At 58.1% G+C, this 17,893-nt stretch carries 14 protein-coding genes and 1 pseudogene; 10 read left to right on the top strand and 5 right to left on the bottom strand.

Annotated elements, in window-relative coordinates; genetic code table 11:
• Positions 1 to 11: 11 nt before the first annotated feature.
• The 3 genes from B3729_RS10395 to B3729_RS10385 all read left to right on the top strand — a co-directional run bounded on the left by B3729_RS10395 (position 12) and on the right by B3729_RS10385 (position 6,943).
• A complete protein-coding gene (locus B3729_RS10395) occupies positions 12 to 3,092 on the top strand; it encodes an autotransporter domain-containing protein (RefSeq protein WP_286787819.1) in 3,081 nt (1,026 codons plus the stop codon).
• Positions 3,093 to 3,411: 319 nt separating this feature from the next.
• On the top strand, positions 3,412 to 6,075 hold the full coding sequence (locus B3729_RS10390; protein ID WP_219651075.1) for a GAF domain-containing protein: 2,664 nt from the start codon (positions 3,412 to 3,414) through the stop codon (positions 6,073 to 6,075).
• Positions 6,076 to 6,181: 106 nt separating this feature from the next.
• Positions 6,182 to 6,943: a YkgJ family cysteine cluster protein gene (locus tag B3729_RS10385; protein WP_010795745.1), complete on the top strand. Its 762-nt coding sequence runs from the start codon at positions 6,182 to 6,184 to the stop codon at positions 6,941 to 6,943.
• Positions 6,944 to 7,013: 70 nt separating this feature from the next.
• Here B3729_RS10385 and gltP read toward each other — a convergent pair whose 3' ends face one another.
• Both gltP and B3729_RS10375 read right to left on the bottom strand, forming a co-directional pair.
• On the bottom strand, positions 7,014 to 8,360 hold the full coding sequence (gene gltP / locus B3729_RS10380; protein ID WP_010795746.1) for a glutamate/aspartate:proton symporter GltP: 1,347 nt from the start codon (positions 8,358 to 8,360) through the stop codon (positions 7,014 to 7,016).
• Between the two features lie 333 nt (positions 8,361 to 8,693).
• Entirely contained in the window at positions 8,694 to 9,071 is a 378-nt protein-coding gene (locus B3729_RS10375; protein WP_219651073.1) for a DUF6970 domain-containing protein, read from the bottom strand.
• A gap of 122 nt (positions 9,072 to 9,193) precedes the next feature.
• Here B3729_RS10375 and B3729_RS10370 point away from each other — a divergent pair, with 122 nt between their 5' ends.
• The 3 genes from B3729_RS10370 to B3729_RS10360 all read left to right on the top strand — a co-directional run bounded on the left by B3729_RS10370 (position 9,194) and on the right by B3729_RS10360 (position 11,458).
• Positions 9,194 to 9,397, top strand: coding sequence for a hypothetical protein (locus B3729_RS10370; protein WP_010795748.1), 204 nt, complete (start codon positions 9,194 to 9,196; stop codon positions 9,395 to 9,397).
• Between the two features lie 356 nt (positions 9,398 to 9,753).
• On the top strand, positions 9,754 to 10,701 hold the full coding sequence (locus B3729_RS10365; RefSeq protein ID WP_258019708.1) for an extracellular solute-binding protein: 948 nt from the start codon (positions 9,754 to 9,756) through the stop codon (positions 10,699 to 10,701).
• Positions 10,673 to 11,458: an ABC transporter permease subunit gene (locus B3729_RS10360; RefSeq protein WP_219651072.1), complete on the top strand. Its 786-nt coding sequence runs from the start codon at positions 10,673 to 10,675 to the stop codon at positions 11,456 to 11,458. Before B3729_RS10365 ends, B3729_RS10360 begins: the two co-directional genes overlap by 29 nt.
• Positions 11,459 to 11,645: 187 nt before the next feature.
• Here B3729_RS10360 and B3729_RS10355 read toward each other — a convergent pair whose 3' ends face one another.
• Both B3729_RS10355 and B3729_RS10350 read right to left on the bottom strand, forming a co-directional pair.
• Positions 11,646 to 12,101 carry a DUF2267 domain-containing protein gene (locus B3729_RS10355; protein WP_010795753.1) on the bottom strand — a complete coding sequence of 152 codons (456 nt, stop codon included), beginning with the start codon at positions 12,099 to 12,101 and terminating at the stop codon, positions 11,646 to 11,648.
• Between the two features lies 1 nt (position 12,102).
• A complete protein-coding gene (locus B3729_RS10350) occupies positions 12,103 to 12,564 on the bottom strand; it encodes a DUF2267 domain-containing protein (RefSeq protein ID WP_074822112.1) in 462 nt (153 codons plus the stop codon).
• 217 nt (positions 12,565 to 12,781) lie between these two features.
• Here B3729_RS10350 and B3729_RS10345 point away from each other — a divergent pair, with 217 nt between their 5' ends.
• Positions 12,782 to 14,140: an erythromycin esterase family protein gene (locus B3729_RS10345; protein WP_286787818.1), complete on the top strand. Its 1,359-nt coding sequence runs from the start codon at positions 12,782 to 12,784 to the stop codon at positions 14,138 to 14,140.
• A 52-nt stretch (positions 14,141 to 14,192) separates the two neighbouring features.
• Here B3729_RS10345 and B3729_RS10340 read toward each other — a convergent pair whose 3' ends face one another.
• On the bottom strand, positions 14,193 to 15,263 hold the full coding sequence (locus B3729_RS10340) for an SMP-30/gluconolactonase/LRE family protein (RefSeq protein ID WP_286787817.1): 1,071 nt from the start codon (positions 15,261 to 15,263) through the stop codon (positions 14,193 to 14,195).
• Positions 15,264 to 15,524: 261 nt separating this feature from the next.
• Between B3729_RS10340 and B3729_RS24790 the strand changes: the two are divergent.
• From B3729_RS24790 to B3729_RS10330, 3 genes and pseudogenes are all read left to right on the top strand, one after another.
• Positions 15,525 to 16,349 (top strand): annotated as a pseudogene (locus B3729_RS24790) (MCP four helix bundle domain-containing protein); the annotation flags it as partial.
• A complete protein-coding gene (locus tag B3729_RS24785) occupies positions 16,344 to 17,207 on the top strand; it encodes a methyl-accepting chemotaxis protein (RefSeq protein ID WP_409438611.1) in 864 nt (287 codons plus the stop codon). The pseudogene B3729_RS24790 and the gene B3729_RS24785, both read left to right, overlap by 6 nt.
• 349 nt (positions 17,208 to 17,556) lie before the next feature.
• Positions 17,557 to 17,883, top strand: a complete 327-nt coding sequence (locus B3729_RS10330; protein ID WP_019366033.1) for a thioredoxin family protein — start codon at positions 17,557 to 17,559, stop codon at positions 17,881 to 17,883.
• The last annotated feature ends 10 nt before the right edge of the window (positions 17,884 to 17,893 follow it).

Raw genomic sequence — 17,893 nt, 5'->3', positions numbered from 1 at the left:
AGGAGTCGTTAGTGAGACCGTCAAACGTCAGCTCGTGTGTGGTCGCTTCATCGTTCGTTCTGTCCCTGTTGGCTGCATCAGTACAAGCGGCCGGTCGTGCCGATAACAACGCCATCAACGGTGTAGACCTGCTGTCTGGCTTCAACACGCTCTGGACACCCGGCGCCACGTGGAATACCGGTACGCCGACCGCACTGGGGGCACCGATTCTTCAGCGTAACGTTCAGTATGTTGTGGACCTTTCCCATACTCGGACACGTGAGCAGGAAATCGCAGCCTATTACGATGACCGTCGCAACCAGAGCTACAGCGCCATCGATGGGCTGGGCTCACTGGCGGACGCATACCGTGCAGGTTCCGGTGCCTTTACCACCATCACCACGTTCGACGACTCCAACCAGACCGTCAAATACGACGACAAGGGCAACGGTGCAGGCGAGACCTCATCCGCCCTGGGCAAGGTTGTTCAGCTGGTTGGTGCGGTGCGCAACGATGCATCCACTACACCCGCCAAGAATGCCTATCAGTACCCTCGCCCCTGGCGCCAGACCCAGGAAGAGATTATTCAGCCCTCCCTGCGGCCGGCTCGCAGCAGCACTCCAGAAACGGACGGCGGCTTTCCCAGTGGACATACCAACGCGGCTTATCTTTCCTCGATTGCCCTGAGCTATGCCATCCCGCAGCGCTTCGAAGAGCTGATGCTGCGCGCCTCGGAGGTAGGTAACAACCGGATCGTCGCAGGTATGCATTCGCCGTTCGATGTAATAGGCGGCCGTATCACCGCGACCTACTTTGCGATCGACAACCTCACCAATAACGCCCAACTTCGCAATGAGGCCTTTCAGCAGGCGCAGGCATACTTCACCGAGCAGTGCGGTGGCGATATCAACAACTGCATGGATCCAATCGACCCGGCAACGGACCGCTTCTCGCAACATGCGCAGGACAAGGCGCTGTATACCTCACGCATGACCTATGGCTTTGCGCCGGTAGGCCCGACAGACCTTGCGCCCGTCGTGCCGGTCAATGCCGAAGTGCTGCTGGAAACCCGCTTCCCCTATCTGGACGCCAGCCAGCGTCGTGATGTGCTGGCCAGTACCGAAATCTCGTCCGGCTATGTGGTCATCGATGAGTCCAACGGCTATGGCCGCTTGAACCTGTTGGCGGCTGGTGATGGCTACGGGGCCTTCACCTCCGACGTAACGGTCAACATGGATGCCAGCCTCGGCGGCTTCAACGCCAAGGATGCCTGGCGAAATAACATCAGCGGTAGCGGTGGGCTGATCAAGAATGGCACCGGGGAGCTGACGCTAAGTGGCGAAAATACCTATACCGGCGGCACGACGATCAATGGCGGTACGCTCAGGGGCTATGCCCGCGCGTTTGGCAGCGGTGCCATCACCAACAACGCCACCCTTGTGCTGGACCAGTCCGTCGACGATACGATGGGCAACACCCTTGCCGGTAACGGCTCGCTGATCAAGACCGGAGCCGGCTCGCTGGACCTGACCGGCAATAGCAGCTTTTCGGGTACCACAGCAGTCAACGAAGGCCGCCTGGCCGTGAACGGCAGCCTCGCCAACTCTGCCGTTACCGTCAACCAGGGCGCGACCCTGGGTGGCAACGGTACGGTCGGCACCCTCGTCGTGGCCCAGAGCGGCATCGTCGCGCCCGGAAACTCCGCCGGACAGTTGAACGTGAACGGTAATGTCACGCTCGCCAATGGAGCGGTCTATCAGGTTGAAACCAACGAGGCCGGCCAGACGGATCGCATCGTCGCGACCGGTAGCGCCACGATCGATAACAGCACGCTGTCGCTGGTCCAGAGCGGCAACTGGCAACCCTTGACGCGTTATTCCATCCTGACAGCCAATGGCGGGGTTACCGGCACCTTTGCCAACGTCACCTCCAACTATGCCTTCCTGACGCCCACGCTCAGCTACTCTGCCAATGGTGTTGAGTTGGCGCTGGAGCGCAACAGCACTGCCTTTGCCTCCCTGGGCACGACCCGTAACGAGCGTGCCGTTGCGGCCGGGCTGGATAGCGTCGTAGCTGGCAGTGCGTTGTGGGATCAGGTGGCACAGTTGGACACGGCGACGGCGCAGCAGACCTTCCGTGCGCTGTCGAATGAACTGCACGCCTCTACCCAGACAGCATTGGTCGAGGACAGCCGTCTGGTCCGTAACGCCATGACGGATCGCCTGCATAATGCCCAGGTCTCGGCAGCTGATACCGCGCCGGGCATGCAGAACCTGATGGGCGATAACGCTAGAGGTGTGGTCTGGACGCAAGCCCTTGGCGCCTGGGGCAAGACCGACAGCACACATAACGTCTCAGGTCTGGATACGCACACCACCGGCATCCTGTTCGGCGCTGATGCACCGCTTAACGATACCTGGCGCCTGGGCGCGCTGGCAGGTTATAGCCACAGTGACTTCGACCTGCGCCACACCTCGGGCTCGTCCAAGAGCGACAACTATCATCTGGGTCTGTACGCCGGCGCCCAATGGGATGCCCTGAGCCTGAAGCTGGGCGCGGCGCACACCTGGCATGACATTGATGCCAAGCGCACCCTGTCCGTTCTGGGCAGTGCCGATCGGCTGTCGCCTAATTATGATGCAGGCACCACGCAGGTGTTTGGCGAACTGGGTTATCTGATCAGGCAGGATCAGGTGACGCTGGAGCCCTTCGCGGGTCTTGCCCATGTCCGAGTGCATACCGACAGTTTCCATGAGCGCAGCGGTGCCCTGGCGCTGGATAACAAATCCCAGGATACAGACGTGACCTTCAGCACTCTGGGCTTGCGTGCATCGACTACGGCGTCGGTTGGCAGGGTACAACTCAAGCCCAGCGCAACCCTCGGATGGCGGCATGCCTTTGGTGACGTAACGCCCGAGCACAAGGCAGCGTTCGAGGGTGGCAATACATTCACCCTGGAAGGCGCACCGATTGCTCGCAACGCAGCCGTTATCGAGGGTGCAGTGGATATGGCCCTGAATGAAACGGTCAGCGTAGGGATCAGCTATGGTGGTCAGCTCAGCAGCGATACCACTGATCAGAATGTCAAAGCCAACCTGACCTTGCGCTTCTAAGCATCTGGATGGCCTCTTTGGAGGCCATCCCCCACCTGACAACGAAATGGTTTGAGACCATAAAACTGTGACGATCGTCAGATCTGTATTGCCAGCCTCCCCTCCTGCCAGTAGATTCCGCGCCCAATGCCCATCGGCTGTAGATGAAGTTGTTGGTAAGCCTGATGAGTAGCTGCGCGCCTTGATCGCCCACGCGCGCCCTGCGGCCTGTTTTTAACAGAGCGAAGCCACGTCAAGCAGCCCAACATCCTCCTCATATACCCAAGGTCCCGCTAGCCGGCGGCTTTGTTTCTGCCTGCCCCGTTGTAGAGCCGTTTACATGTTGGATGTCGAACTCAATTCAATCATGCCGCAGGATGCGCTCACTCCAGACGTGGATCGCTTTGAAATTCTCAACCGGATTGGTGCCCGCCTGGCCGCCGAACTGGACCTGGACAAGCTGGTGCAGGAAGCGACCGATGCAGCCGTTGCGTTGATTCATGCGCAGTTCGGCGCGTTCTTCTACAACGTGCTGAACGAGCAGGGTGAAAGTTACATGCTGTATGCGCTGTCGGGTGTACCGCGCGAAGCGTTTGCTGATTTTCCCATGCCGCGTAACACCGCCGTCTTTGCGCCAACCTTCAAGGGCGAGGGCATCGTACGCTCTGATGACATCACCCAGGACCCCCGTTACGGAAAAAGCGCCCCCCATGCTGGAATGCCTGAAGGGCATTTGCCAGTGCGCAGCTATCTGGCCGTCCCGGTGGTTTCACGCTCCGGCGAGGTACTGGGCGGCATGCTGTTTGGCCACGCCGAGCCCGGCATGTTTACCGAAGAGCACGAATACCTGCTGGATGGCATTGCCGGTCAGGCGGCCATTGCCATCGACAATGCCCGTCTCTTCCGCAAGGCCCAGAACGAGTTGGCCGAACGCAAGCGGGCCGAGCAATTGGCACATGAGCGCAGCAACCGCCTAGAGCTGCTGTCTGAGGCCATCGAGAAAGCACCTTCCGCCCACACACTGGAGGAGCTGATCGAGATCGTGAGTCATGCAGCACGTCGGCTTTCCAATGCTGATGGAGTCGCGATTGTGCTGCGCGAAGGCGATCAGTGTTTCTACGCTGCCGAGATCACGCCTGAACCGCTGTGGAAGGGTCAACGGTTCGCCATCACCGACTGCATCTCCGGCTGGGCCATGACTCACCTGGAAACAGCAGTGATTCCCGATGTGCAGGATGATCCGAGGCTGATCAAACGCTTTTACACGCCTACCTTCATCAAGAGTCTTGTGATGGTACCCCTGGTCAGCGATGGACGCGCTACCGCTGCCATCGGCGCGTACTGGGCCAGACTCCATACGCCTGAACCGGCCGAGATTGCTACGCTTGAAGCGCTGGCGCGCGCGGCCGGGGCCGTACTCAAGCGCCTGGAGGCGGAGCAGGCACTGCGCAAGCTGAACGAGACACTGGAAGCGCAGGTAGCCGAACGCACCGCCGACCGGGACCGGATGTGGCGACTGTCAACAGACGTCATGCTGGTGGCCCGCTTCGATGGCACCATTACGGCGGCCAACCCGGCCTGGAAAACACTGTTTGGCTGGAACGAAAAGGAGTTGATTGGCCGCTCCTACTTCGACTTTACCCATCCTGATGACAGGCAGCGCACCCTGGCCGAGACAGAAAGTCTCGCCAAGGGAATCACCACCATGCGCTTCGAAAACCGATACCTGCGCAAGGATGGCAGCTACGGCTGGCTGTCCTGGATTGCCGTTCCGGATGGCACGCTCATCCATGCCGTAGGTCGAGAAATCACCGCGGAAAAGGAGCAGGCCGAAGCGCTGCGAATGGCTGAAGAAGCCTTGCGTCAGTCGCAGAAGATGGAAGCGCTGGGACAGCTGACGGGTGGCATCGCCCATGATTTCAACAACCTGCTGACCGGCATCATCGGCTCGCTCGATATCATGCAGACCCGCCTAGCCCAGGGCCGTGTCGAGGCTATCGAGCGTTACGCCAAGGCCGCGATGACCTCTGCCAACCGGGCAGCCGCGCTGACTCACCGCCTGCTGGCCTTTGCACGCCGACAGCCGCTGGACCCCAAGCCCGTCAATGTGAACAAGCTGGTCGTCTCGATGGAAGACCTCCTGCATCGCACCCTGGGCGAGAGCATTCAGATGGAGATGGTCACTGCTGGCGGGTTGTGGATCACCTTGTGCGATGCCAACCAGCTGGAAAGCGCCATCCTCAATCTGGCGATCAATGCGCGCGATGCCATGCCCAACGGCGGCCGTCTCGTGATCGAAACCTGCAATGCCCATCTGGATCAGGCCTATACGTCACGCCAGCGCAACATAAAGCCCGGACAGTATGTGTGCATCTCCGTAACCGATACCGGCGTCGGCATGCCCAGGGAAGTCATCGAGCGGGCATTTGATCCCTTTTTTACGACCAAGCCCATCGGGCAAGGTACGGGGCTTGGCCTGTCGATGATCTATGGCTTCATTCGTCAGTCCGAGGGCCATGCCACTATCTATTCTGAAGTGGGCATCGGTACGACGGTAAAACTGTATCTGCCGCGTTTTCAGGGCTCGCACGAAGAGGATCGTGAAGAAACAGGCCTGACCGACGCCTACCGCACCGAGCACGGCGAGACGGTGCTGATTGTCGAGGACGAGCCCATTGTTCGCGAGCTGATCGTCGAGGTCCTCAAGGACTTGGGGTATAAGGCCTTGCAAGCCCATGACGGACCGTCCGGGCTCAAGATCATTCAGTCATCCCAGCCTATCGATCTGCTTATCACCGACATTGGTTTGCCCGGCCTCAACGGTCGCCAGCTGGCTGATGCCGCCCGCGAGCTACGCAGCGACCTGAAGGTTCTGTTCATCACCGGCTATGCTGAAAACGCGACGCTGGCGAGCGGCTTTCTGGAGCCCGGTATGGAAATGGTCACCAAACCCTTTGCCGTGGAAAAGCTGGCCATTCGTATCCGCGAGATGATCGAGCACTAACAGGTTCGCCAGCCCTTGCAAGGCTGGCGCGCTAATTGCTCGGAAGAGGTTTTCCTGGCGGCGGTGCCTGTTTTCCGCCGCTCGTTCAACCAGTTCTGGGTCCGACATGAATACTCGATTCGCCTGTAACGGCTGCGGCAAGTGCTGCAACGATCATCACGTCCCTTTGACGCTTCAGGAAGCCAAGGCCTGGGCAACCGATGGCGGCCAATTGATCATTCTGGTCGAAGGCTTTCTGGACAATGGCTACGGAGTGCCTGTCAACCAGCGTGAGCATGTACAACGCCGTTCGCTACCGGTTCGTTGCGGCAATACACAGGCCTACGTCTCTATCACCTTCGCCGCGTATAACGTTGGCCCGTGCCGCAACCTGGACGACAGTAATCGCTGTTCGATCTATGAGCGTCGCCCCTTGGTCTGCCGGATCTACCCCATGGAAATCAATCCGCATATTCCGCTGCGCCCGGATTTAAAGGACTGCGCGCCTGAAACCTGGCAGTCCGGCCCTGAGCTGATTCATGGGGGGCGCCTCATGGATACAGAGCTGGCAGCTCTGATCGAGCGCTCCCGGCAGGCGGACCGCGAAGAAGTAGGCGCAAAGGCGGAAATCTGCCGTTTGCTGGGCATTCGTACCATGGCGCTCAAGGGGGATGGCTATACCGTTTTCCTGCCAGACCTAGGTGCCTTCCTGAATGCAGTGGATCAGGTAGAGGCCAGCCCTGAACAACCCTGGCCGCCGCTTGAAGAGGAAGAGTGGTCAATGCGGGTTTCGAGCGATGACCTTGCCAGCCAACTCGAAGAAACCGGTGCCATGATCGCTTCGGCCCTGGAAAACATCGGGTTCATCTCGCTCAGCAAGGTATCCTGACAGACGAAAAACGGGCCGGTCACCAATCTGCACCCAAAAAAGAAGCCGCTTTTCAGCGGCTTCTTTTCGATCAGGATTGTGCAATATCCGACTTGGTCATGTTGCCGTATGCCTGCGTCTTATCATGACGCCAATGCGGCAGGGAGTTCCAGTAACGCTCGCCTTTTTCAGCGTCGTACAAACCTTCCCAACGGGCAATGACCAGAACCGCCAAGGCATTACCGATCACGTTCAGGGCCGTACGCGCCATGTCCATGATGCGGTCCACGCCGGCAATGAATGCCAGACCTTCCAATGGAATACCCACGCTGCCCAGGGTAGCCAGCAGCACCACGAAGGACACACCCGGTACACCGGCGATGCCCTTGGAGGTCACCATCAGGGTCAGGACCAGCAGAAGCTGCTGACCAAGGCTCAGATCGATGCCATAGAGCTGGGCGATGAAAATGGCGGCAATGCTCTGATACAGCGTCGAGCCGTCCAGATTGAAGGAATACCCTGTCGGAACCACAAAGCTGCTGATCGACTTGGGCGCACCATAGGCTTCCATCTTTTCGATGATACGCGGCAGTACGGTTTCGGAACTGGCCGTGGAATACGCCAGGATCAGCTCGTCCTTGAAGATACGGATCAGCTTCATGACCGAGAAGCCGAACAGCTTGGCCACCAGCCCCAGCACCACCAGGGCAAAGAACAGGATGGCGACATAAACCAGGATCACCAGCTTGGCCAGCGGCAGCAGCGAGGAGAAACCAAAGTTGGCCACGGTTACCGAAATCAGCGCGAACACACCGATGGGCGCGTAGCGCATGATCATGTGGGTAACCTTGAACATGGCTTCGGAAATGCCCTGGAACACACGAACCACGGGCTCACGCGTACTGTCAGGTAGCGCGCCCAGGCCCAGTCCAAACATCACCGAGAAAAAGATGATGGGCAGCATCTCGCCACGGGCCACCGCAGCAAAGATATTGGAAGGAATCAAGTTGAGGATGGTCGCTACGAGCGCATGGTCGTGCTGAACCTCCTGCGTGGTCTTCTGATACTGGGAGATATCCACCGTACCCAGGGTAGACATGTCGATTCCCGAGCCAGGCTGGAAGAAGTTGGCCAGCATCAGTCCCACCACAATGGCAATCGTGGTGACAATCTCAAAATACACGATGGTCTTGAGGCCGATGCGCCCCAGCTTTTTCGAGTCCCCTACCCCGGCGATGCCTACGATGAGGGTGGAGATCACGATGGGTATGACAATCATCTTGATCAGGCGAATGAAGATATCGCCGCCTGGCTTGAGAACATTGTCGATCCACCAGGCTTTTTCGCCGCTGAAGTGGTTGAGAAGCGCTCCGACTGCAATTCCCAGGGCAAGACCGATGAGAATCTGCCAGGCAAGACTAAGCTTGGGCTTGGACATGAATGTATATCCCCGTTGTTCTAGTTTTGGCGTTGTAATGGAAGGCGCCAGAAAAAGAGAATTGGCGCAAAAAGGCGGCCATCATTGGCTGACGAGACACTACCGTCTAATGCCGCTCCTATCTGCCCTATACCGATTCGGCATGGGCATGCCTCTTGATTTCCTTTAAAAACAAAGAGTTGGCTAGTCTACCACAGGCCAAAACAAACACAGCCGTCTAGAATATTTCTGAGGAATAGATCAGCTAAACGGTATTTCAAGGCCGTAGCCGCCAGGATCCGTACGCGGGCAATCACTTTTGCTGATGCTCAAGCTCAAGAGTAAAACGGCACCCTAGTTCCTGGCAGGCGTGCGGCTGGCCTTGGAGGATCGATCGTCCTGCCAGAGAGGCTCCATGCGCTGGCGATCCAGACTGAACGTAGGGCAGCGCCTATCACCACCGGCGATGCCACCGCTGGGATAACACCATAACGTACCGTCAACCCGGTAGAGTTCACTGGGTATGTCACAGCAGGCTGGAGAAACGTAATAAGCGGTCTCTCCCTCAAACGTCGTCCTGAAAATACGTCTGGGCGGATTGGCCTCAGGCAGCGCCTGTAACGACTTGATCCTGGCCTTTAACCAGTCCGGGGTATCTGCGGACTCCGTTGGGGTAGACACTTTCGAGCATCCTGCCACTGTCACCAACAGTAGTATCCATGCGATTCTCATGCAGCATTCCCTCTATTCGTCGTTACGTCATTAAAGCAGATGGACGAAAGTGCCGGAGGATCGCTCAGGAACTCGCCTCCGGGTGCAGGCTCGAAATAACGCACCCATCCGAGGACAACATCATGCACAAGACTCTTGCCTCTGCCGTCTTGCTGGCCAGTGCACTTGGCTTGGCCGCCTGTGAAAAGACTTCCGAAGACAACAAGACTGGCAGTCAGCCTACCAACGAGCAGGCGCAAGGCGCCGTGTCCAGCCCTGCCAGCGAGCAGGGCGTCAAGCAGGAACTGGCACCCGCTGCCAGAGCCTCTGACGAGAAGAAGCCCTAACGGTCGACTTACAGGCGTCTTACTCACGCAATAGCAAAAGGCTTACATCGCATGCCTGTAGTCAGCGCTATTGCCCGCGCCTTATCCTGCGTAATCTACACACATCGGACTGCAGCGCAGGAAGCGCTCAGGGAGATCAAGGATGAATGACCACGCCAGGATGGCAGCTTGCCAGGGATGTCGAGTATGGTCAGCAAAACCCGCTTCGGCGGGTTTTTTATTGCCTGCAAAAAGGTGCTCTTCCAACCGCTTTCGAACAGGTGGCCTCAAGCACGTTCAGCGCTAGCGCCGTCACGTTCATTGACAGCGCGTTGAAAATCCATATCGTTATATAGCTAACTATATAGCGATTATGCATGATGAACCTCACTCTGAAAGCTCTTATTCCTTCACGCCTGCTGGGCGTTACACTTGTGTCGCTCCTCTTCTCGACCTCCCCCGCCCATGCGGCTGATGATTTTCGTGTGACCTATGCAGGGTCGATGGGCGTGGTGATGGACAAGTCGCTTGGCCCGGCTTTCGCGCAACGTGAACAGGTCAATTACCAGGGACAAGGCCAGGGCGCCTATGGCATGGCCAATCTGCTGGCGTCCAGGAAAGTGGTAGCGGACGTTTTTGTATCCATCACGCCTGGGCCGATTGCCGTTCTGCAAAAGGCCGGGCTGGTCGATACCGCCGAACCGGTCGCCAGTACCAGTATGGTGATCGCCTACAACCCGAAGGGAAAATATGCCGAGGCATTTCGCGCCGCCAGTGAAAATCCGACGCAGGCGACTCCTTGGTGGAAAGTCCTGCAGACACCATCACTGCGCTTTGGCCGCACCGATCCGGTAACCGACCCCCAGGGACAAAACATTATCTTCACGCTGATGCTGGCCAGCCGGTATTACCATCAGCCTGATCTGGCTGAAAAGGTACTGGGCGACACGCGAAATCCGCAGCAGGTATTTGCCGAAGGTGGGCTGCTGACGCGGCTGGAAGCCGGTCAGGTCGACGCAGCCTCCGGCTATGAAAGTGCTACGCGCTCAGCCGGTTTGCCCTATGTCAAGTTGCCGGACGAGATCAATCTGAGCAATCCGGCCATGGAGGCAGACTGGTACAACCAAGCCAGCTTCGAGATTACCGACCCGCAAGGCAAGCGCAAGACACTCCATACCCAGCCGCTGGTGTTCTATGCCGCCGTGTTAAAAAACGCACCTCATCCTGAACAGGCTCAACAATTCATTGCGTTCATGAAGAGTCCGGAAGGCCAGGCGCTGTTCGAGAAAAACGGTTATGACCGCCCGAAAGGTGGGTCGATCTGAGTTGAACGCGCTCTGGTTGGGGATACCGGCGGTCCTTCTGTTGATCATCCCTTTCATGACATTGGTACTGGTCACGCCCTGGTCAGGCTTTCACCTTGCCTATGGCGATGGCCAGGCAGTGGCCGTATCACTGGGTATGAGCGCTATCTCATTGCCGTTAATCATTCTGCTTGGCCTGCCTCTGGCCGTATGGCTGGCCAGAACTCGATCCGTGTGGCGAGGCGCAGTGGAAGTGGCTGTTCTCGTACCGCTGCTGGCGCCGCCCCTGGCGCTGGGTATCCTGTTGGTATCTGCCTACGGAGCCTATGGTTCGCTGGGGGAAGTGCTCTCTGCCATTGGCCTTGAACTCAATAACAACGCAGCCGCCTTTGTCCTGGCACAAATTTACGGCGGACTCCCCTACTTTGTACTGTCGGCTCGCTCGGCATTTGAGCAGGTGCCGGTCGAGACCGAAGAAGCCGGTAGAACGCTGGGGGCCTGTGCCTGGCAGATCTTTCTGCGGCTCACCCTACCCCAGGCAGCCCGCGGGCTGGCCGCTGCACTGGCCATTACTTGGGTAAGGGTGATAGGCGAGTTTGGCATCGTGCTGGTATTTAGCTATTTCCCGCAGGGGATTCCAGTCAAGCTGTTCATCAACCTGCAAAACGAAGGCGTCGACTCGGTTTACACCCTGCTGTGGGTTCTGCTGATCACTACCCTTCCCCTCCCACTGTGGTGCGTGATGTGGGCGGGCCGCAGAGGAGCCGCGAGCCACTAGTACAGCGTTCTGCCTGTTGTCCTGAGCGCAATGGTCTGCGCCTTTTAACGGGCAAAAAAAAGCCCCAACAGGTGGGGCAGAAAAAGAAGTCAGGCAGCGAAGGAGGGTGGAAAGCTGCCTGCCTGATCACTGTATCGACGCGGTTTTCCAGAACTTGAGCAGCATTGGGTCAATTACCTGAAAAAACTCAAACCGCTCCGTGTCCTGGATAGGGCAAGGGCTCGTTGCTCCATAAACTGCGCAGGTCGAATGGCAGGCGTCCGGCAAACTCGGCCACGACTTCAGCCGGTATCCTCTTGCACATCACTTCAAGGGACGCCTTGACGCCGCGCTCGACCGAAATGTCGAGGTTGCGAAAAACGGTTTCCTCAATGCGGCCCAAAAACTCGCTACGGCTTGTAGCCGGACTAGGTGCTGCTGGGCGCCAGTTCTCGAACATGGCCCCCTTCAATGGAATGGGTAGACACTTGGCCAGACGCGCGACCTGATCAGGGTCGAGCTGCCGACGGACCGCTTGCAGCGTGCATTGCAAAGAGGTCATGGCAAGACGCCGGTTTCGAGTTCCCATGCGCTCATCGACGTCCGCGATCCACTGCAAGGCCTGCTTTACGGACTGGTCCAGCTCTTCAACGTTGATGTGCATCTTACGCTTCCCCTTCCCGAGTGCCGGGCACACCGGTGTCTTCCGGCCAAAGGCTACGCAGCGGCATGGGGAACAGGCTGGCGACCTTGGCGACTTCGTTTGGGTCTATACGCTCATACAGGACACGTAGCACCGACTTGGCCGCCCTGTGCGGATCCAGATCGATTGAGGGCGATACAAGGCTGCTGATCTTTTTCAGGAAGGCGTCCTGGGTTTCTTCCTGGGTGGGTGTGCCCGCCGGATGGAAGTTCTCATAAAAAATACCGCGAATCATGAGGGGCAACTGGGCAGCCAGGTGAGCCGCGTTATCGATTCCGATACGGTCTCGTACCGAAAGCAGTACAGCGCGCAAGGCATGATAAGCCGTCTGTCGATCAGGAGCGCCCAGGTGCGTGGCGATATCGTCAAGCCACAGGTTCGTTTGCTGAATGGTTCGGTCCAACACCTCGACATTGGATGACATAGAGGTCCTCCTCGTGATTGCAGGATGAATTCGGTTGACCGTGCGTCTGTAACAATGTCGCAACGAAGCGGAGCCCCTGCCGATGACTGGTTTGGACGCCAGTGCGTTGGTCGCATGGCTGGAACATCCCCCTGCCGAGCCCTGTCTCTGATATAGGCATGACCGCACCCTACCGCCCATGGATAAAGGGCCTCACTGCATTCGCGAGGTAACAACCATGAGCGCACCGGCCAAAGAACGACTGCAACGCTTCCTGCGTCGATCATCCACCTCGGATCAACACACGATCGACATGCTCAGGCGCTATGCAGAACCGCTTCCGGACCTGGAAAGCCCTGATTTTGGCCCTCTCTTCGATCGCTACGCCGATGCACGGGTGGTGTTGATCGGCGAAGCCAGTCACGGCACATCTGATTTTTATCAGACCCGCGCCGCCATCACCCGCCACCTGATCGAGCACCATGGGTTTTCGATCGTGGCCGTCGAGGCGGACTGGCCGGACGCCGGCTACATAGATCGCTACGTGCGCGGGCGAACAAACGATGACTGGAAGGCAACGGGCTTCAAGCGCTTCCCCACCTGGATGTGGCGTAATACGGACGTAGAGGCCTTTACACAATGGCTACGCGGTTATAACGAGCAACGGGCCCCTGAGGACCGAGTAGAGTTTCGTGGCCTGGATGTCTACAGCCTGCGCAACTCCATCGCCGAGGTGCTGGATTACCTGGGCAAGACCGATCCGGAATTAGCGAAGCAGGCCCGGGAGCGCTATAGCTGTCTTTCCCGTTGGCAGGACGAGCCGGCTATCTATGGTCATCTGGTAGAGCGCGCCGGAAAGGACTCCTGCGAAGACGCAGTCGTCAACCAGCTGCACAGCCTGCTCTCCACCCGGCTTGAAGAGCTTGCGCAGGATGAAGAAGACTTGTTCAACGCCAAGCAGAACGCTCGAGTGGTCCGGGCGGCAGAGCAATACTATCGGGCGATGTACCGCGGATCGGTCGCCTCCTGGAACCTACGTGATCGACATATGTTCGATACCCTGCAAACCCTTCTGGAGCACCGTGGCCCGGAGGCAAAGGCCATTGTCTGGGCACACAACTCCCATGTGGGTAATGCCGATGCGACTGCCATGGGCTGGCGCGGTGAATTCAATATTGGTCAGCTGTGCCGCAGCGCCTACGAGCGGGAGGCCGTCCTGATTGGTATGGGCACTGACCGGGGAACCGTCGCGGCAGCAGACGACTGGGATGGCGAGATGTATATCAAGCAGGTTCGTCCTTCCCGTCACGACAGCTGGGAACATCGCTTCCTGAAGGCGGGTGTACCGGTGTCTCTTACTGATTGGCGGGACTTCCGGCGAGAGGATCTGCGTGAGGCCTTGGGTGAGCTAAATCTCAACCGCGCCATCGGCGTCATCTACCGACCTGAAACCGAGCGCATGAGCCACTACTTCGAAACGGTACTGGCCGATCAGTTCGATGCCTTCGTCTGGATTGAGGAAACCCAGGCCGTTACGCCGTTGGGCGACTCGGAAGCGGCAGGCTCGGCAGACGAGACCTACCCGTTCGGCCTGTAACATTCTTTGGCCAGGCGCGACGGCATTCTGCGCTTGGCCAACCTCATGCCGCTCAGCTGCGACGGGCAGCGGTTGCATTCACATAGGTGGCATAGAGTGACTGCCCACCCGTAATGAACAGGCGGTTGCCCTTAGGCCCACCAAATTCCACATTGGACACTGTTTCCGGCAGATGCAGGGTAGCCAGTGGCTGACCTTCAGGCGAAAAGACGCGAACACTGTTGTTAGCCGTATCTCCAGCCCAGCTGCACCAGAGATTGCCATCACTATCGCAGCGGAATCCATCGATTACACCGTTCTTTGCATCGATCAGGACACGCCCCCCATCAAGCTTGCCGCCCTCGCCCACGTTAAACGCCCGCAGGTGGCAGGGCTTGCCCGGATCACCCCCGCCAGCCGTATCACTGACATACAGGCGCTTGCCATCGGGTGAGAACGCGATACCGTTCGGACGCTGGAAATCTCCCACGGCCACCTGGGCCTCGCCACTTTGCGGATCGATGCGATAGACATTGGTCGGCAGCTCAAAGTCTGCCTTATGGCCTTCGTATGCCCCCAGGATTCCATAGCCCGGATCGGTAAACCAGACGGCGCCATCAGCCGCAACGACCACATCGTTCGGCGCGTTGAGCTTCTTGCCCTGGAACACGTCCAGCAGTACCGTGATTGTGCCGTCATGCTCCAGGCGAGTTACCCGACGACTATCGTGCTCACAGCTGATCAGCCGTCCTTCTCGGTCACGCGTATGGCCATTGGCATTATTGGACTGGGCGCTATACACCGTGACGCGACCGTCATCCTCATTCCAGCGCAGGATTCGCCCGGTAGGAATGTCACTGAAGAGAAGACAGCGCCAATCCGCCATCCATACGGGGCCTTCCGTCCAGCGACCGCCGCTCCAGAGGCGCTCTACCATCGCATTGCCCAGCCGCCCGGTAAATGCCTTGTCATGAATCTCCCAGGCAGGATCAGGCATGACGGTAGCCGGTGTCCCGTTCCAGTCACGGGTGAGGCCAAACGGATCGCCGGAGGGGGTATTGGTAGCTGCCAGCGCACTGCCAGCCGCCAGCGCTGCGGCCGAGGTGAGTGAAACAGTAAGAAATTCGCGACGCGCGAAAGCCATTCTGCATTCCTTATTGTGATTGTTAGAGGAAGTCGTCAAACGCCCACCCTAGAGAGGACGAAGCAAATAGTCTGACTAAAGAACTGTAGAACAGCGCGATATAAATGCCATCCTTTCAACAGCATTTCGCCAACCATCCCTCATTACAACTCAAGTTTCCCGCCTTCCAGTCGATGTATGACGAAGGGTGAGCAATGGGCGTAACCCAGCTAAACGATGCCCTACGCCCACTAAATACGTTTGATTACTCATGCTAGAGCGATGGTGTTCAGACCTCGCTCACCTTTATTTCAGGGACACACCATGGCCTGGTTTGCCAATGCAAGACTTGCAACAAAGTTGCTAATTGCCTTTCTTTTATGCGCACTGATCACCTTGGCGGTCGGCCTGTTGGGCAAACAGAGCATCGACTCGCTCTCCGATGATCTGGACAACGCGATCCACAACGATCTGGCCTCGGTACTGGCGGTCAATACGCTCTTCCGAAACGTCATTGCCCATAACCGCGATCTCTACAAAGTGCTGGCACTCAAGGCCACGAATGCGGAGCCCGCCGAAGTTCAAATAGCCCTGGACTCGCTGAAAGAGAACGGCGGGACGGTTGATAAAGCATTCGTGGATTATCGAGCGACCCCTCTGGATGGCGAGGAAAAGGCCGAAGGCGACAAATTTGCCAACGATTGGCCCGCCTATACTGCCAGCGTGGACAAAGTCATCTCGGCACTGAGTCGGGGGGAGCTTGAGACCGCTGTGAAGATAACCAACAGCGATACCTATCCGGCTTATCGCAAGGCTGTTGGCGAGCTGAAGAACATTCTGGCCATCAACATCAAGCAGAGCGAAGAAAGTGCCGCCGATGCGATGCATACGCAGAAAAGCGCCAACCTGACGCTGCTCACGGGCATTATCATCGCCTTCTTCCTGGCCATTGGTCTGGGTCTTCTGATCACTCGCATGATTACTCGTCCGCTGCACTCGGCGGTGGATAGCGCCAAGCGCATTGCCCAGGGAGATCTGACCCAGCATATTCAGGCTCATACCCAGGATGAGACCGGCCAGCTATTGGTGGCACTGTCCAATATGCAGGGCAGCCTCAAGGACACCCTGCAGGAAATTGCCCATGCTTCCCATCAGCTGGCATCGGCAGCCGAAGAGCTCAGTGCGGTAACCGAGGAAAGTACCCAGGGACTGACTCGCCAGAACGACGAAATCCAGCAGGCCGCCACGGCAGTCAACGAGATGACCGCCGCGGTGGAAGAAGTGGCACGTAACGCGGTTTCGACGTCCGAAGTTTCCCAAGCGACCAGCCAGGACGCCATGACCGGCCGCAATCAGGTACAGGAAGCCGTAACGGCCATCAATGTCATGACATCGGAAATCACCGCCTCCACTGACAAGGTTGGCACATTGGCTGGTCAGGTGCGCGATATCGCTAAGGTGCTGGACGTGATCCGTGCCATCGCCGAGCAGACCAACCTATTGGCACTGAACGCCGCGATCGAGGCGGCCCGTGCCGGTGAGCAGGGTCGTGGTTTCGCCGTGGTAGCCGATGAAGTGCGTGCGCTGGCCCATCGCACACAGGCCTCCACCGGAGAGATTGAAAGCATGATCAGTACGGTACGCGCCGGGGCGGATCAGGCAGTAGAAGCCATGGTGAAGAGCCAGTCGCTGGCCACTAACACCCAAAGCCTGGCGATTGCTGCCGGCGATGCGCTGACCCGGATCACCGAAGGTGTATCGCAGATCAACGAGCGCAACCTGGTAATTGCCAGTGCGTCCGAAGAGCAGGCCCAGGTCGCCCGGGAGGTCGACCGTAATCTAGTCAACATCCAGGACCTGTCGGCCCAGACTGCCGCAGGGGCTAACCAGACCAGCGCCTCAAGCCAGGAACTGTCCCGTCTGGCGACATCTTTCAACACCATGGTGGCACGCTTCAAGCTGTAACGCGGTAATACTGGAAAGCCCGCTTCGGCGGGCTTTTTCATGCGCGGTACTTTTTAGCAGGCAAACAAAAACCCCGCCTAAGCGGGGTTTTCTGACCGGACTCAATGTCCTTATCGAGTTTGCCATCCTGGCTCGGTCATCATCCTTGACCTTCGTATGAGCGCGTCCTGCGCTGCTGTCCGATATGTGTAGATTACGCACAGGCCCGGCAGCGTCATAGCGCCAACTGTGGTAATGCCGTGTAAGCCTTTTGCTATACCGCTGTAGGACATGGCAACGGCTTTCGAGATATTCCCTGGCGATCGGTGGTCTGCTGTAAGGTATCCCTTGACGTTTCAGGAGTCCCTTTATGGCCATGAACACCACCTATGCTGCGCAGGAGCCCAGCCGCAATGAGGTCGATGCGCTCGAAGGTGCCACGCTCATCGAGTTCGGCGCGCCCTGGTGCGGCTTCTGTCGGGCCGCACAACCTTTGATCGAGCAAGCCTTCCAGGATCACCCAGCTATTCGTCATCTCAAGATCGAGGATGGCAGCGGCCGGCGACTAGGCCGCTCCTTCAAAGTCAAGCTCTGGCCTACGCTGATCTTCTTTCGAAACGGCCAGGAAATCTCTCGTCTGGTCCGTCCTGCCAGCACCGACGATATCCGGCAGGGCCTGGCGGGCATTGATCAGTGACTGGCAAGCA

Source organism: Pseudomonas sp. UBA3149, assembly GCF_002364655.1.
In the GTDB taxonomy this organism is placed as follows: Bacteria; Pseudomonadota; Gammaproteobacteria; order Pseudomonadales; family Pseudomonadaceae; genus Chryseomonas; species Chryseomonas luteola.
This window is presented reverse-complemented; position numbering and strand designations above follow the sequence as displayed.